Origin of the sequence: Desulfovibrio ferrophilus (assembly GCF_003966735.1) — a bacterium.
Classification (GTDB): Bacteria; Desulfobacterota; Desulfovibrionia; order Desulfovibrionales; family Desulfovibrionaceae; genus Desulfovibrio_Q; species Desulfovibrio_Q ferrophilus.
Genome location: NZ_AP017378.1, coordinates 892,837 through 908,943 on the forward strand (window position 1 = coordinate 892,837; position 16,107 = coordinate 908,943).

At 54.3% G+C, this 16,107-nt stretch carries 12 protein-coding genes and 1 tRNA gene; 4 read left to right on the forward strand and 9 right to left on the reverse strand.

Annotated elements, in window-relative coordinates; all coding sequences use genetic code 11:
• Nucleotides 1-148: 148 nt before the first annotated feature.
• On the forward strand, nucleotides 149-655 hold the full coding sequence (locus tag EL361_RS04170; RefSeq protein WP_126376911.1) for a hypothetical protein: 507 nt from the start codon (nucleotides 149-151) through the stop codon (nucleotides 653-655).
• Nucleotides 656-930: 275 nt separating this feature from the next.
• On the opposite strand, the gene rsgA is transcribed toward EL361_RS04170, so the two are convergent.
• Entirely contained in the window at nucleotides 931-2,040 is a 1,110-nt protein-coding gene (gene rsgA, locus EL361_RS04175; protein ID WP_126376913.1) for a ribosome small subunit-dependent GTPase A, read from the reverse strand.
• 466 nt (nucleotides 2,041-2,506) lie between these two features.
• Nucleotides 2,507-3,793, reverse strand: coding sequence for an ATP-binding protein (locus EL361_RS04180; RefSeq protein WP_126376915.1), 1,287 nt, complete (start codon nucleotides 3,791-3,793; stop codon nucleotides 2,507-2,509).
• A 353-nt stretch (nucleotides 3,794-4,146) separates the two neighbouring features.
• Between EL361_RS04180 and EL361_RS04185 the strand changes: the two genes are divergently transcribed.
• Nucleotides 4,147-5,598, forward strand: a complete 1,452-nt coding sequence (locus EL361_RS04185) for a TrkH family potassium uptake protein (protein WP_126376917.1) — start codon at nucleotides 4,147-4,149, stop codon at nucleotides 5,596-5,598.
• A 99-nt stretch (nucleotides 5,599-5,697) separates the two neighbouring features.
• Here EL361_RS04185 and trkA read toward each other — a convergent pair whose 3' ends face one another.
• The 5 genes from trkA to EL361_RS04210 form a co-directional block, all read right to left on the reverse strand.
• Nucleotides 5,698-7,083 (reverse strand): Trk system potassium transporter TrkA, encoded by a 1,386-nt coding sequence (trkA, locus tag EL361_RS04190; protein WP_126376919.1) that lies wholly within the window; start codon nucleotides 7,081-7,083, stop codon nucleotides 5,698-5,700.
• Nucleotides 7,084-7,321: 238 nt separating this feature from the next.
• On the reverse strand, nucleotides 7,322-9,598 hold the full coding sequence (locus EL361_RS04195; protein ID WP_126376921.1) for a ThiF family adenylyltransferase: 2,277 nt from the start codon (nucleotides 9,596-9,598) through the stop codon (nucleotides 7,322-7,324).
• Nucleotides 9,599-9,603: 5 nt separating this feature from the next.
• Entirely contained in the window at nucleotides 9,604-10,737 is a 1,134-nt protein-coding gene (locus tag EL361_RS04200) for a ComEC/Rec2 family competence protein (RefSeq protein ID WP_126376923.1), read from the reverse strand.
• A gap of 1 nt (nucleotide 10,738) precedes the next feature.
• Entirely contained in the window at nucleotides 10,739-11,491 is a 753-nt protein-coding gene (locus EL361_RS04205; protein WP_126376925.1) for a hypothetical protein, read from the reverse strand.
• Nucleotides 11,492-11,732: 241 nt separating this feature from the next.
• A tRNA-Ser gene (locus EL361_RS04210) sits at nucleotides 11,733-11,828 on the reverse strand.
• 217 nt (nucleotides 11,829-12,045) lie between these two features.
• Here EL361_RS04210 and EL361_RS04215 point away from each other — a divergent pair.
• Nucleotides 12,046-12,597, forward strand: a complete 552-nt coding sequence (locus EL361_RS04215; protein ID WP_126376927.1) for a hypothetical protein — start codon at nucleotides 12,046-12,048, stop codon at nucleotides 12,595-12,597.
• 139 nt (nucleotides 12,598-12,736) lie between these two features.
• Here the strand turns inward: EL361_RS04215 and tadA are convergent, their stop codons facing one another.
• Together tadA and EL361_RS04225 are read right to left on the reverse strand one after the other, a co-directional pair.
• Nucleotides 12,737-13,228, reverse strand: coding sequence for a tRNA adenosine(34) deaminase TadA (gene tadA / locus EL361_RS04220; protein ID WP_126376929.1), 492 nt, complete (start codon nucleotides 13,226-13,228; stop codon nucleotides 12,737-12,739).
• A 107-nt stretch (nucleotides 13,229-13,335) separates the two neighbouring features.
• Complete coding sequence (locus tag EL361_RS04225) at nucleotides 13,336-14,145, reverse strand: phosphoribosylformylglycinamidine synthase subunit PurQ (protein WP_126376931.1); 810 nt, start codon at nucleotides 14,143-14,145, stop codon at nucleotides 13,336-13,338.
• A 312-nt stretch (nucleotides 14,146-14,457) separates the two neighbouring features.
• Here EL361_RS04225 and EL361_RS04230 point away from each other — a divergent pair, with 312 nt between their 5' ends.
• The gene (locus tag EL361_RS04230) at nucleotides 14,458-16,101 is read left to right on the forward strand and encodes a CTP synthase (RefSeq protein ID WP_126376933.1); all 1,644 of its coding nucleotides are present in this window, start codon (nucleotides 14,458-14,460) and stop codon (nucleotides 16,099-16,101) included.
• Nucleotides 16,102-16,107: the final 6 nt, after the last annotated feature.

Genomic DNA, 16,107 nt, shown 5'->3' on the forward strand with positions numbered 1-16,107 from the left:
TTGCCAATGGTCCCTTGTCAGAGTCATACCTATACGGCAGGGTTAAGCGACTGATCTTTGCCTGCAGTGTTGGATGTTTTGTGAGAGTGGAGGTGGCTTTGTGATTGGAACTTCCAGGTTCTTGCCTGTCTTGGGGCAATTCGTTCTGGTGAGTATCCTGTTCCTGGCGTCGGTGTCCGCTGCTCAGGGAGTATCCGGAGATGAGCACGCCTCTGCTGTCCTGCTGGTCCAGTCCGGAGCTGTTGTGTACCCGATGGGGAAGGATTCCCACCAGCGCAGAGATGATAAATATTTGAAGCAAAGCCTGCATTCCATTGGTGCCGATCAGTTCGCTCTCGATGAGTTCTGTGGCTCGTATTCGATCCCTTCTGATCCTGATCGGAAGCTTACCGTCAGCAGGGTGCCAGGAGATGTGGACGCCTTGCTGTTTAACGATTCGACAACCGGCATGACACGCGTTCTTTATCAATTTTCATCGACCATTTTTACCTACGGCCCGGACTCCGAACCATCTGGCCCAGTCGAAGGCTCCGTTATGTTTCTGGCCATCAAAGAATCTGCTCTGAGCAAGAAGATTGGCTCACAAAGCCGATTGCTGTGGCAGCCCGCCATTCCTCCTGCCATAGTGGCAACGAGGGCCACTTCGAGTAATTAAGACAGAAATAGGGGCATACAGAAATGCAAGGGTGCAATGGGGTGACGGGTAAAATAGGGCAAGATCTTTCGTTTTAGTGTTTGAGTTAGGAATAGGTTAGGAAAAGGGTTTCAGCTTATTAGCTGAAACCCTTTGGTTTTTGTGGTAGAGAAGGTGGTTTAAGCGGCCCAATATTCAACTTAGCTTATGATAGCACTCTCTGCTTTTTGGCGTAAGCTGCCAGCAGGGCAGAGCGGCGTGTCCACCGATCATGATGCTTTGAGCGTCCCCCCTAATTATTTATTCTTTTTGTACATACTCTTTTTTAGCAGAGCCACGTATTGCCAGCGTTCCTTCTCAACGCGGTCCGCACTTTTGGAGCGACGGTCCGAAAGGTACTGCATTTCACGCTTCATCTTGTGGTAGCTCTCCAACCGGTCGGGGAGGAGTTCGCCGGTCTCGACGGCGCACAAGACGGCACAGCCAGGCTCGTGCTGGTGTGTGCAGTCGGCGAAGCGGCATTTCTCGGCCAATTCCTGTATCTCGGTAAAGGCGCTTTCCACTCCGTGACCGTCTTCGTGGAAGGCGATTTCGCGGATGCCGGGGTTGTCCATGAGCATTCCGCCCTGGGGCATGCGGATGAGCTCGCGCACCGTCGTGGTGTGTCGCCCCTTCCCCACGCTGCTGCTGACGGCATTGGTGGACTGAATGTCGTTGCCATACAGCATGTTCGCCAGGGTGGATTTTCCCGCACCGGACGAACCGACCATGGCCACCGTCTGCCCGCCTCCAAGATGACTTTCCAGTTCGCTTCTGCCTCTGCCGTCAAGCATGGATGTCAGCACGACGGGCACGCCGAAAGCGATGGTCTCGACCTCCATCCGGAATGACTCCGAGTCTTCGTGCAGATCCGCCTTGGTCAGCACCACCACGGGGGACAACCCGCAGTTGTAGACCAATGTCAGGTATCGCTCCAGCCGCCGGATGTTGAAGTCTCGATCCAATCCGCACACGATGAACACCGCATCAAGGTTTGATGCAATGGCCTGTTCGCGTGTGGTTGCGCCTGTCCGGCCCCCCCGCGAGCCAGCCTCTCCTCGGGAGAGGATGTTCTTGCGGGGGAGGACGCCGGTCACCACGGTGTCGTCGATGAACACCCAATCTCCGGTGACGGGATAGTCTCCCTTGTGGGAGTGCAGCAGTCTGCCGGCAGGGGAGCAGAGCCATTCGCTGTTGCCGTCCGACACCAGAAAGAGACCGCGCTGTACGCTGATGACGCGGGCAATGTGGGCGTAGGTTGTGGTTATGGTCGCCAGTTGGCGGTCGAAGTGGTTGTCCCAGCCCAGTTTGAGGAGAGTTGTTGGGGCGACTGAAGTATCTGCCTGCAATTCCTTATGATTTGTCATGTGTCATCACCATTGTATTGCGGCCGGTGGCGTGCATCGGCCATGAGTCATGATCATTGCCAGCCAATGACCAGAGGTCAAAGGCCTTGATATCTGCATGATGGTGAAGGCGTTGCGAAAATGAAAGGGCGCAACAAATGACTGCTTCGGAAGAAACACCAATCGGACAGGCTGGAACGCCTCGATTTCGGACCGCAAGGGATTGCGGCGGGAAAGCCGTTTAAGCCTGTTGATTGCCCTTCATTTCGGCAACTTCGGACACAAGCTCCATAAACTGACTGAACATCCAAACTCCTTGTTATTCAACAATGAATACCCTCTGCCCGATTGGTTGGCAGGTGTCAACCGCACCGGGCAGGTCCGTGGGGTGGCTGGGAGGCCTGTTGATTTTCGGTCAATCCGGTCATGGGGATAGGTCGTATTTTGCGGAGAGGGCCGCACACCGTGGCTGCCTTCAACGCTCGGCTTATTGGCCTGAACCCTTGCGCAGGGCGTGCATGAACCGGGACCGAAGTGCGTCGGACATCAGCCCCTTCTTGACTGGCGACAGCTTGAGGAAACCGCCCAGCACGGCCCGGAAGAAATTGTCGGATTTGGAATTGGGGTTGTCGAACAGGATGTTTTGCAGGGTTCCCCGTTCCAGGGATTGCAGGATCACCCGCTCGAAGCTGTCTTCGGGATGGAAGACCTTTTGATCGCGCTTGCGCAGGTCCAGAGCATCGAATTTGCACTTGAGCGCGCAGACGCCGCAGCCCAGGCAGAGCTCCTCGTTGATCTCGGCCCAGCAGTGGGGCTTGCCCTCGGTGGTTTGTTCCTTGTGGATGGTGATGGCGTCGATGGGGCAGGCGCGGGCGCATTTGCCGCAGCCGTTGCAGGCCTCGGCATCCACCTTGGCAATGAACGAGGACGAGACCAGCACCCCCGGGTAGCCGGAGTACTTGATGCCATGCATCAGGTTGCAGCAGCACCCGCAGCAGTGGCAGATGAAGCCGGCGTCCTGCTGCACGTTGTCGGTGGACAGGGTGAATCCATAATCCTTGGAGCGGGCGAAGATGTCGAGCATTTCGCCCTTGGGGATCTCGCGGGCGAATTCGTTGCGGATCAGAAATTCCGCGGACGGTCCCATGGAGGTGCAGGTTTCCAGCGGTACGTCGCATTCCCGGGTGCCCATGTGGTGCTTTTCGTGCCGACAGGCGCACAGCCCCACGGCAAAGATGGAGGCTTCCTCGATCATGGCCGAAGCGCGCTCGTAATCCAGGATTTCCACGTGATCCTGCTGGCGGATGGTTTCCTCGTGGGGCAGGGCGCGCATCACGGAGACGATCTGCCCATCGCCAAAGTTGGCCTCCAGAAAATCCCGATTGCCGAACATGTAGCTCTGGAATAACTCGGCCCATTTTTTGGGTTCCAGTTCGCCCTTGGTTCGCATCATGGTGAATTCGAAAAAGCCGATCACAAATGGCGAGATCATGTACAGGTAATGGTCGCCCTGCCAGATGTCGCAGACCAGCCCCTTGTGGCAGAGGCTGTTGAGCGTCTTGGACAGCTCCGGCTCCTGCATGCCCACCATGGGGCCAATGCGCTGGGCCGTGGAGGGGCGGTACGGCATGCGGATAATGAACTGTGCCTCGGCTGGGGTGTAGATGGCCTTCAGCATCCGATGCATGGCGTCGGACCACGGCATCCGGACGGGCATTCCGTCCACCTTGTCCCCCAATTCCCTGTAGATATCCTTGGCGATGATGTGTCCCATGCGGAGTTCCTAGCGCGGGCAAGGGGGAAGTGCAATGGGTGAGTGAAGGGAATAATCAATGGAATGTGATGGTTGTGTTTGAGGCAATTGGTTTCAATAAATAGGTATGGTGTCCCCCTAATTCGGTTTCAATAAATAGGTATGGTGTCCCCCTAATTCGTGGTGTCTCCCTAATTCCGGTATGGTGTCCCCCTAATTCCTGTGTCCCCCTAATTCCTCGTGCGTGTTTTTGGTTTCAGCTTGCGGCGCAGATCAACTTCTTGTATATATTTCTGCGAATTGTACGCTCCTCCAGCCTGTCCTGTGCCCTTCGGCCATCATGGTTTCTGGCGCAGCGGCTGACCGGATTGATTATGCACCTACGATCCATCGCCTACGTCATGGGCACCCTGATGCTGGTCACCGGCGTTTCCATGCTTTTTCCTGCCCTTTGCTCCGTGTACTACGGCGAGGATGACCTGTTCGCCATTCTCCTCTCGTTTGGTCTCACCACTGCCTGGGGGCTGCCCATGTGGTGGGGGTTCCGCAAGTATCAGGATATCTCCACCAAGGACGCTTTCGTCATCGCGGTGCTGGGCTGGATGCTCATTTCCGCCTTCTCGGCGTTGCCTTTTTACATTTACGGCACCACCACTTTCACTGACGGATTCTTCGAGATGATGTCTGGGTATACCACCAGTGGCGCCACCATCCTTACGGACATCGAAGCGGTACCGCACGGCTTGCTTTTCTGGCGAAGTGAAACCCATCTGCTGGGCGGCATGGGCTTCCTCACGTTGACCATCATCTTCCTGCCCCACGGCATGGGCGGGGTGCGCATTTTCCGGGCAGAATCCAGCCCAGGACAAAATCCCGTGGGTGAACGCATCCTGCCGCGCAACCGCAATGCCATGATCTTGCTGTGGGGGCTCTATCTGGGCCTCAACGCCATTCATATGGTGCTGCTCTGGCTGGGTGGCATGTCCTGGTTCGACGCGATATGTCATGCCTTCGGCGCGCTCTCCACATCCGGCTATTCCACCAAGAACCTCTCCGTGGGATACTACAATAGCGCCTGGATCGACTGGAGCACCACCCTGTTCATGTTCCTGGGCGGCATGAGCTTCGTCCTTATCTTGCATCTGTTGCGCGGCGACTGGCGCACCGTCGTACGGAACACCGAGTTCCAGTGGTACGTCTACCTCACATTGTTTTTCTGCGTGGGGGTGGCGTGGATTCTGTGGGCCAAGGGCACATACGGCCCCGTGGACGCCTTGCGGTATTCCGCCTTCCAGATCAATTCCCTGTTGACCACCACGGGTTTCACCACTGCGGACTATGAACAATGGCCGCATGCGGCGCAGATGGTGCTGTACGCGGTGTTTTTCATAGGGGGGTGTGCGGGGTCCACCACGTCCGGCATCAAGATCGTGCACTACGTCATCATCTGGCAGTTCATGATCAAGAACATCAAGAAAATCTTCTTCTCGCCCATGAGCATCGTCAGCGTGCGTCTCAATGGCCAGCCCATCGACAACCGCCTCGTCAACTGGGCCATTTGCTACTTTCTGGTGAACATATTCCTGATCCTGGCGGGGGGATGCTTTGTTTCGTTGACGGATGATCTGGACCTGACGTCCTCCATGTCCGCGGTCATCGCCACGCTCATGAACATCGGCCCGGGCATGGGCAAAGTGGGGCCGGCGCAGAACTACGCCTTTCTTTCCGATACGGCCAAGTGGTTCCTTAGCTATATGATGCTGGTAGGGCGGCTGGAAATGTTCAGCGCGTTGGTGGTCTTCTATCCTGCCTTCTGGAAAAAGTAGGGCTTTTTTTCGACCCAACCAAAAACCGGACGCGCCGAGGAAATCGGCACGTCCGGTTTTTGCTGTGCGGGGCGAATCGCCAGGGTGTGTCGATAGACCCTAGTGCAGGAAAAGATCCTGCAAATCGGTGATATTGGCGGAACCGCAGATGGCGATGACCCGTTCCTGGGCCTGTATCTGCGTGTCACCCACGGCGATCTGCCACTCACCGTCTCGCAGGTACGCGCCAATAATAATCTTGTCCCGCAACTGATCCTGCTTGGAAAGTGGCTTTTTGGTGATGGGGGAGCGGTGGTCGGCTTTGATTTCCACCACTTCGGCATCGAATCCGTGCAGCCGCGCCATGGAAAGCAGTTTGCCGCGGCGTAGGTATTTGAGGATTTCGTTACCGGCGATGACCTTGGAGTTGAGCGCCACATCCGATCCCATGGAGGCGGCCAATACCAGATATTCTTCCTTGTTCACCAGGGCGATGGTCTTGCTATCGCCGGAATGGCCGTTCTGGCCTTGGGTTTTGAGCAGATGCTTTGCCAGAATGCAGCTCATGATGTTGGTTTCGTTGTCGTTGGTAGCGGCGATGATGGAATTCATGTCCAGCACGCCTGCCTGCTCCAGAGTCGCGGCGTGGGAGGCGTCGCCGTGGAGTATCTGGGTATGCGCGAGTTCGTTGGTAAGCGCCTCGGCGCGTTTCTCTTCCCGCTCCACAAGTCGCACGTCATGCGATTTTTCCAGCAGTTGCGCCACCCGCCGGCCGATAAGGCCGCCGCCGAGGATCATGGTCCGGTGTTTGCGTTGCGCCTTGCCCTCGGTGCGCTCCATGAGCATGGGCGAATCCTTGCTGGTGGCCATGAAAAAGATCTGGTCGCCGGGCAGAAGCTCCTGATCGCCGCTTGGGATGATGGTGGTGATGCCCCGGGCAATAGCCACGATGCGGAAGAAGACATCCTTGTGCTCGCGGGAAACGTCCAGGATTTTTTTGCCCGCCAGGGGGGAGTCGGCCGGTATGCGCATGGACGTCAGCTTCATGGCGCCTTCGGCCATATCAATAACCACGTTGCCCGCGCGCAGCGTAATGAGACGGGCGATCTCTTGCGCGGTCAGTTCCTCGGGACGAATGATGAAATCGATTTTGTGATCTTCGGGGCGCAGGATTGAATCCTTTTCCCAGATCTCCAGGGTCCGAATGCGGGCGACTTTGCTCTTGATGCCAAATCGGTCGGCGATCATGCAGGCCATGATGTTCACCGAATCGTTGTCCGTGACGGCGATAAGGTGTTCGATATGGTCGGCGTTGGCACGTTTCCAGTAGTCGAAGCTCATCACGTCGCCCAGGATGATGCGGGCGTCGATCTCGCTGTCCGCCTGGCGGACCAGGTCCGGATTGTGTTCGATGATGGTAATGTCGTGTCCCTGGCGCACCAGTTCCTTGGCCAGATAGAATCCCACGCCGCCCAGCCCGAGGATGAGTATTTTTTCACTTCGCATTGCAGTCTACTTTTCAAAGGTGTTGCAGCTGTATGTGTTTGATTTGTCCGCCTCGCGGTTGTACCTCACGCCCGGCATCAGCACAACTTTGGTCTTGTCCTGTGGGGCTGGGGAGCGCGGCAACCTGGCATTCGCGGTGGGGCTGGAAATAGAGAAAGGCTTCCGATCGATGCCGGAACCCTTTGGCTTTGGGGTGAAGAGGGGGGCCTTACGGTTGCGAAACAGGTATGGTGTCCCCCTAATTTAAATTTAGGGGGGAAGTTGTCCCTAACGTTCCGCTTATCCCATGGTCGCTTATGATAAGTTGGACGGCGGGGCTCCCATCGTCTGCGAGAGTTAAGGTTAGCCCTGCTAGCTGTGTGAGGTCTATGAAGCTTGGGTGGGGTGAGACTCCGGGGGGGTGTGAGTGCCACTCGCCTACGTAGCGGATATGCCCTCCTGTTTGGGTTGCTGCAGCCTTTATGGTTTCTAGGACGCCCAAAGTCCCCCTGATGAACTCATGTGGGTGTTCTTGGCTGTCTTGGGGGGCCGGAAGAGCCGAAACGATGTCGATGCGTTGTTTGTAGGTGTCTACTACTCCTAAGAGAACTCCACCAGTTTCAGATGGCAATCTATCGTTTCGAAGTTTTGTCATGTTCTCCATCGTCTGACGGAGCATGCGAATGGTCCAGCCATCTTTGATTAATGTTTCAAGCGGATCAGGAGTAATTCTCATTGTTGAAATACTGCCGTCATTTCTGATGGTCCAGATTTGTAGAAGCGCATCGTCTTGTTCAGTGGCGTTTGGTATGGCCTGGGCGATAAGGTTTGAGAGTAATTGCGCTCGTGAGCATGCAAGTCGAGTTGTCAGTGATCTACAGTCTCCTGAATACTGTATTTGGTCCGGCTTTACAGTTAATATGTCGTTGATTTGCGGTGTGGTGATGATTGTGCTGTAGAAAAGGGACTCGATGCTGTTTATGTCAACTGATCTGTTTGAGCTCTCCATCATTAATACGGATGTCGATCCTGTTGCGTTGTAGAAAAAAGACGCCCGGCGTGCCTCTGTTTCGAGGTCGTTTATGTATCGACTTACTGGGACTGATGCCGAAGCATCGAATATCAGGTCCGAATCGTTTAGTGCAGCATCAATTTTTGGTTTCACTTCGCTTTTTTCAGACATGATGTCTGCGAAGTATCCAGATGCGCGAGTGGCAGGTATCTCATATATGAGGTGCTCAGATAGCCTCGTGGCTTTTGGGTGTCCTATATCTCCGACAGACAGAGCGTGCCGAGCGAGGTTGTGTGGAAATAAAATGTCGGCGTCTATTATTGTCCATTCATATCTGCCTTCACGTGCGAGAGATTCTGCGACAAGTGAGCCAATAGCTCCTGCGCCAATTAGTGTCACTTTTCTTGTGTCATGTGACGTTGATCCTGCTAGGCGCGCTGCAAGATTTGAGTTGAAGTAGCTTGTGACATCGGCTGCGCTTATTGTGAATTCTCTAAGTTTTTCTTTTTCAATTACTGTTTTTTCGAAGTTTATTGTTGCTCCATATTGAGATTCGCTTGCATCTTTTTCTGGGTTGTGAACAATTGCATCAATAGCGACTCCAATTTCTCCTAAGGTGTTTTCGGTGACAAATGCAATTGTACTTGATGCGCCTGCGTGTCCCGTGAGTGGGTGGATTATTGGCATTTTGACAAGTATCCCAAGATGGCATCCGAATCTGAAATTTTGCAATTTACTTTTTTCTTCAGTCCATTCTCTTGTTTTGTCATATATGCTTTGAATTAAATCGACACCCCTTTGAAACATTTCGTCGTGTAATAGCTCTAGTGTATCTGGTGATACTCTAATTCTTTTCATTTTGTCTGGATGCAATTCGAATGTGAGGAATACGACGTCTTCAAAACTTGCTTTTTCTTTATCGTTCTGATCTGAGTTTTTTGCGATGAGTATTCTTGTGTTTGGTATTCCGATGCAGACAATATCCTTCTCTTCTCCCTCTTGTTGTTTAAAAACCTCTTCTTTGAATATGACAGTAAAAGATGTTCCAGGGAGCAGGTATGGGTCGAGGGCCTGTTCTGCACCATGGAGTTCGTCTGTTAAGATTCTATTGAACCAATTTGTTATTCTGTAGAGTAAGTCGGCTGAAGTGTGTGTGAGTTTAGCTTCCCGCCATGGTCTTTCGTCAATGCATAGGCTGTATGGTAGTCCTTTTGCTGCTATATTTTGATGTGGGGTGTCGGGGAAATCCGGGCGTGTTGAAAAAACACGAGGATATTCATCTGTCTGAGGAAAGCATACGCCAATTATTTCATGGCGATGTATGGCGTACGGGGGACGTTGAGGCATTCCACTCTCAACTTGAATTAAAATGACATCAATGCTCCTCTCATTGCATCGCAAGAACCCTGTGATTTTAGCTATAGGATGACCGTGTTTTCGAATGTAATTGGCGAAATTGATGGCCAGCGGAAGTCTTAAATCAGTTTCTTCTATTGGGGCGAATTGGTTAAACCATTCATGCATTGCTTTTACCCAGCGCGCTGTGGTGTTAATGCTGCTGCGGCCGCGCCGCTTGTGATGTCTGAAACTGTTCGGATTCCGTACCGCGTGATTTCAATTTTGAATGGTTTCGGGTCGAGGTAGGATGGGTATTGCATAGTTACACGGAATTCCCCATCTTTTTCGCCTGCGACATTAGAGTAGTATGATGCGGCTTGCCTGTGGGGAGGCTGAGGGGCTTTGTCCTCATCGGAGCCTTTTTGAGGGATAGGTTTGCTTGTCGAAGCGATCAGGCCGCCAGCGTTTCCTTGTGTTTCGAAAAGCCATTTTACGTTAGGCTCAGGGGTGGTGGTGTCTTCCCCTCTATCGTTTTTATTAAGGGTCTTGTAGGAGCAGTGATGAGGTATTTTGAAGATGTCCCACTCAAGACGATCTTCATTGCCATGGCTTTTTGAGATGTGCACTAACTGGCTAAGAGTCTCGGAGTCGACGTCTGAACCAAAGATGGCGTTGGTTGTGGAGTCGCTTTCTCTGAATCTGGCTTGAAATACGATTGAATCTTGGTTTCTGTCTTCAAGAGTGTTTTCGTCTTGCCGCCATGCAAATGGACAGTGGACGAAGAATTCTACGGCCTCTGGGGCTTCGATCTGGAAGCCTGGTACAAGTTCCCCTGCGTCCACGATACAATCCCGTCTGTCTTTGATTGAAAGCCCTTCGCCTTCGAGAAACTTTTTGAGTGATTCGGGGCGAGAAAATACCTTGATTCCATCTCCCCGCTTTAAGCGGTAGCGAGCCTCTTGACGCACACACCATGCATCGTCCTCAACTCCAACTTCCGTGATCGCTGCGGCAGGAACCCAAAGCTCTTCAATTTTAGGTCGGCCTTCTTTTTGGGTTTCTTTGAGGTGGTCCAGCCAGAAAAAATTTCGTGTCCCTTTCACATGGTCTTCATCTAGGTGGGTGAAGCAGACAACTCTAAAGTCAGTTTGTTGCGCTTGAGCAAGCGCTATGTGTAGTTCGCGAGGAAGGTTGCATCGTTTGTCGCCTGGGTCTGATGGATCGCACATGTCCGCGTAGTCAACTAAGACGAGTTGCGAGTTGGCCAGTTTGATCAGTGTGCTGTCTGCGTTGCCCAGAGGGTGGAAGGTTAAGGTGGCTGTCATGCTAATTATCTCCTATCTTTGTTTGCTTGATGGTTTCGGCTGAAGAAATCAGACGTTCAGCGTACGCGTAGGCAACCGTTTTCACCCATGGTTCCCTTATTATGAAAATCCAGGAGATAAGCAGGAGAAGGCATAAAGAGAATGAGAAAAAAGAGATGGCGGGTAAGCTGGTGGCCCATGCTAAGTTGATTTCAGCCTTAGTGGGCGGTAGGTCGTGAAGAATGATAGCCAATGCGCCTAAGCTTGAAGTGAGTATTCCGAGTGGTTTTAAGCCAAGGGTGTTTCGCCTGAAGCCATAGTTTATAAGTTCCTCATATACTAGAGGAAAAGATTTTGTGTTTCTCGTCTGCTCGCGCAGATAGGCAGTTGTGCTGTCATACTGAGCATTCGCTTCGGTGGGTGAGCTTGCGGCTTCTTCTTCAGACGGTAGTGGGTGGCCGAGAAGTTGTCCTAAATTTGCATGGATGCGCTTAAGGGCTGCTTTATTGAGTGTTGTGGTGTTGGGATTGAGCGTGAGTGTTGTGGGTTTGCCACCCCATTTCTCGTACAGGAGTGGTTCGATCTTTTTGCCTCGATCTCGTCCGAGGTGAGCTAAAAAGAGGGTGAGTCCTCCACTGGTAAGGAGGCCGGATAAGATTTTAGAGCCGGAAAAGCTGTCTGGGAAAAAGCTAGCGACCACTATGCCAAGTGGTAAAAGCGCCAGAAGTACGGGGTAGTACCTTGCATTACGATTGTATTTGTCGAGAAACTTCATCTAAATGTGCCTTGCTAATTGGTTCCATTAGACGATAATTTCGGTCTTCTCTGAGTCAAGCAACTTTCTATACATTTTCTAATTTAGTGTAATATAATATAGAAATGATTAGGTTATTCTAATTTAATAAAATAAGTATACTGATTTAGTGTGCAATGGCGTCTGGTGAGGCGAGTTAGGAATACATTAGGAAAAACAAAAAAGGGTTTCAGTCATCTGACTGAAACCCTTTGGTTTTTTGTGGCGGAGAGGGTGGGATTCGAACCCACGTACGGGCTATGAACCCGTAACTCGATTTCGAGTCGAGCGCGTTACGGCCGGACTTCGCTACCTCTCCGCGTGTGTGGCAACAACGTTACCATCGGCCATCGCCCGAAGGCGAGGGGATTTTTTAGGTGAAAACGGCGAGGGATGCAAGGGGCAACTGCCCTCGAATGCAGGATTTCATGAATCGAGCTTGATAGCGAGGGATTCAGGCGGACCGAAATGGTTGTTTTTGTGTTGCGATTCCATACGAAAATGATCATATTGAATATACGGGAAGGAGTCCGCCTATGAGTTCGTTCGAGCATGTTCACGAGTACTACGAGCGGGGATTGCAGGCAGCGCGTGAGGGCCGCTTCATGGCTGCCGACCATTTCTTCCAACAGGCCATTTCCAAAGCCTATGATCTGCACGGATTCCAGGGCAAGGTGAGTGCGGCGCGCCATATGGCCCGTATCTACAAGGACCAGGGAGTGGTGCGCATGGCTGCCCGTCACTATGCCCGCGCCCTGAAGCTGATGGAACAGTCCGGCCTTGCCAGAACCACTGGCTATGCCAAGGTCGCCGGGCAACTTCGCGCCATGAACGGGATCAATCTGGATGTGATGCTCATGGGGCTTGGTATCGATGCCTCGGGCACAGGTGCTGTGCCGCTGTCCGAGGTCCATGCCTCGGAGGTCTTGGGGCTGGTTCGGGAACTGACGCGCATGGGTGCGCCTTCGGATGGTGATTGCGAGTTGGCGGCGCATCGCCTGAATGCCGCTGGCTGTACTTCGGGCCGGGGGTTGCCCTGGACGGGGCGTCTGATACGCGATCTGTGCAACGCCACTTTCGAGGTCTGATGGCCCCGGGCGCTGGTATCTGAAGACCTCGCTACTCAGTCCATTCTTCTTTTGTGACAGCGGTCGCCTTTGGGCGGCCGTTGCTGCGTGTGCGCGTGGAGTGGACGGGCGTGTCGAGGTGCGGAGTGAGGCTGGGGGGCTATTTGGAGCGTCTGTTCTGAAAGAAGTCTGTGAGGACCGCGCTGCATTCGTCGGCCAGGATGCCGTCGATGTACGGAAAGCGATGGTTCATGAAGGGCAGGTCCGCCCCGTCCATGCGCGAAACCAGAGCGCCGGATTTCAGGTCGCGTGCGCCGAAGATCAATCCGCCGATGCGGGCGTGAATCATGGCACCCAGACACATCATGCAGGGTTCCAGAGTGCAGGCCAGCACACAGTCCGTAAGCCGGTAGTTACCGATTTTTTCCGCGCCGCGCCGAAGCACCAGCATTTCGGCATGGGCGCTGGGGTCGTTCATGGTCAGCGGTGCGTTGCAGGCCTCGGCAAGGACCTCGCCGGTCGGGCTCAACAGAATCGCGCCCACGGGCACTTCGCCGTGTTGAGCAGCCTTGTGGGCCTGCGCCAGTGCGCGGTGCATGATGGATTCCCAGCTGTCCCAGCCGGGAGGAGGGGTGAGGATGGCGTTTGTCATGATTGAATCCCGAGGGGAGCCCCGCAGGCCCGAGGGACCCGGATCGCGCAGCATGCGGCGGAACTCCCCTCTGGAATTTTTAAGCGCGTGCCCTGTGCGGGCAGGCGTTACTGACCTTTCAAATGGTTGACCGCGTTCTCCATGAGAACGGTTCCGAGCTGAGTATCAATGCCACGGGTCCAATTGGGATGATTGGTCTTGTGGTTGAATGCTTCGGGGTGGGGCATCAGACCCAGCACCCGGCCCGACGGGTCGGTCAGTCCGGCAATGGCATGCGGGGAGCCGTTCGGGTTGAACGGATACTCCTGCGTGGGTGCGCCGGACTCGGGGTGCGCATACTGCAAGGCGATGAGATTATTGTCAATGAGTGCTTGCAGGGTGGCGTCGTCCTTGGGGATCAGCTTGCCCTCGCCGTGGCGGATGGGCAGATCCAGGGTGTCGATACCCTTGGTGAAGACGCAGGGGCTGTTGGGGTTGGCCTTCAGCTGGACCCAGCGATCCTCGAATTTTGCGGAATCATTCAGAGACAGGGAAACCTGGCGATCAAAGTACTCGCCGTTCAGGCCGGGCAAGAGGCCCAGCTTGACCAGAAGCTGAAAGCCGTTGCAGATGCCCATGACAAGGCCGCCTGCGTTAAAGAAGGCTTTCAGTTGATCGAGCAGGGCGTGGCCGTCCTTGGTCTTGGCAAACTTCCAGCGCAGGGCGGCAGCCTGTGCCGCACCCAGGTCGTCTCCGTCCAGAAATCCGCCGGGGAAGATCAGAAAATTATAATCCTCGAGACGGTTGCGTCCGGCCACGAGATCAGAAAAATACACCACGGTGGCAGAGTCCGCACCGGCCTGTGTGGCCGCATGCGCGCTCTCGGCGTGGCAGTTTGTACCGTATCCCGTGATGACCAGAGCCTTCACCTGGGCCATTGATTCCTCCAGAAGTTTTCTTGACAGGGGCATACCCGTTGACTAGCTTACGCGAAACAGTGGGACCATAATGACACAAGCTCTTATCGTCAATAAGGGACCATGGCGACTTCGTCGTTAATTATCCCGGAAATCATAGCCTTTTTAGGTTGTTATAGGAATTTTGCCCCCAAAAAACGGCCCGCCGAATCAGCTCAGGATGCGGCGGGCTGAACCGTGCTGTATTGTGGATTAATCGTGGCGTGGGTGCACCTTGCGTGTATCTCGCCGCGTTGTAGTTGAACGTATTACGACAAGGGGAAGGTCCGGAGTATGAAAACTAAATTCATCTTCGTTACTGGCGGCGTACTGTCGTCCCTCGGCAAGGGACTCTCTGCGGCTTCCATCGGAGCTCTATTGAAAGCACGTGGTTTGACGTGCACCATTCAGAAGCTCGATCCGTACATCAATGTGGACCCGGGTACCATGAACCCGTTCCAGCACGGGGAAGTCTACGTCACCGACGACGGGGCCGAAACCGACCTGGATATGGGCCACTACGAGCGCTATCTCGACGTGCCCATGAGCCAGAAGAACAACTACACTTCCGGCTCCATCTACCACAAGGTCATCACCAAGGAACGCCGTGGCGATTACCTGGGTGGTACCGTGCAGGTCATCCCGCATATTACCAATGAGATCAAAAAGGCCGTGATTCAACTCGGCAACGATGACCTCGACGTGGCGCTCATCGAGATCGGCGGCACCGTCGGCGATATCGAGGGCCTGCCCTTCCTGGAAGCCATCCGCCAGTTGCGCGGTGATCTGGGCAAGGAAAACTGCCTCTACGTTCACCTGACCCTGGTGCCTTATATCAAGACTGCGGGCGAGCTGAAGACCAAGCCCACCCAGCACAGCGTCAAGGAGCTGCGCTCCATTGGTATCCAGCCCGACATTATTCTCTGTCGTGCCGAGACCGACCTCGACGCCAGCCTGAAGGCCAAGATCGCCTTGTTCTGTAACGTGGATGAAGACGCCGTGTTCACCGCTGTGGACGTGGACAGCATCTACAAGGTTCCCCTGAACCTGTACGAAGAAGGCATCGACCAGAAGCTCGCCATCATGCTCAAGCTCCCGGCCAAGAACCCGGACCTGACCCCCTGGCAGGAGTTGGCATACAAGCTGGATAACCCCAAGGGTGAAATCACCATTGGTATCGTTGGCAAGTATGTGGACCTCAAGGAGGCCTACAAGAGCCTGCACGAGGCCCTGGTGCACGGTGGCGTGGCCAACAACGTCAAGGTGAACCTGGAGTACCTGAACTCCGAGGAAATCACCGCCAAGAACGTGGCGAAGAAGCTCAAAGGCCTGGACGGCGTGCTCGTACCCGGTGGCTTTGGCTCGCGCGGCGTGGAAGGCAAGATCAAGGCCATTGAATATGCCCGCGTGAACAAGGTTCCGTTTTTCGGTATCTGCCTTGGCATGCAGTGCGCGGTGATCGAGTTCGCGCGCAACGTTGTCGGTCTGGATAATGCCAATTCCGAGGAGTTCGACCAGAACACCCCGCATCCGGTGATCTACCTGATGAAGGAATGGTATGACTTCCAGCGCCAGCAGAAGGAAGTGCGCGACGAGTCCAGCGACAAGGGCGGCACCATGCGCCTGGGCGCGTACCCCTGCGCCGTGGTCAAGGACACCAAGGCCGACGCTGCCTATCAGGTCACCAACATCGATGAGCGTCACCGCCATCGCTATGAATTCAACAAGGAATACTTCGACATGCTCGGCGAAAAGGGCCTGACTTTCTCCGGCCTGTCTCCTGACGGAGAACTGGTTGAGATTGTCGAGGTTGCCGACCATCCGTGGTTCCTGGGTTGCCAGTTCCACCCCGAGTTCAAGTCCAATCCCATGCGCCCGCATCCGCTGTTCGCTGCCTTCATTGGCGCGTCAAGGGCGCAGAAATACGGCAAGAAGTAGGAACTC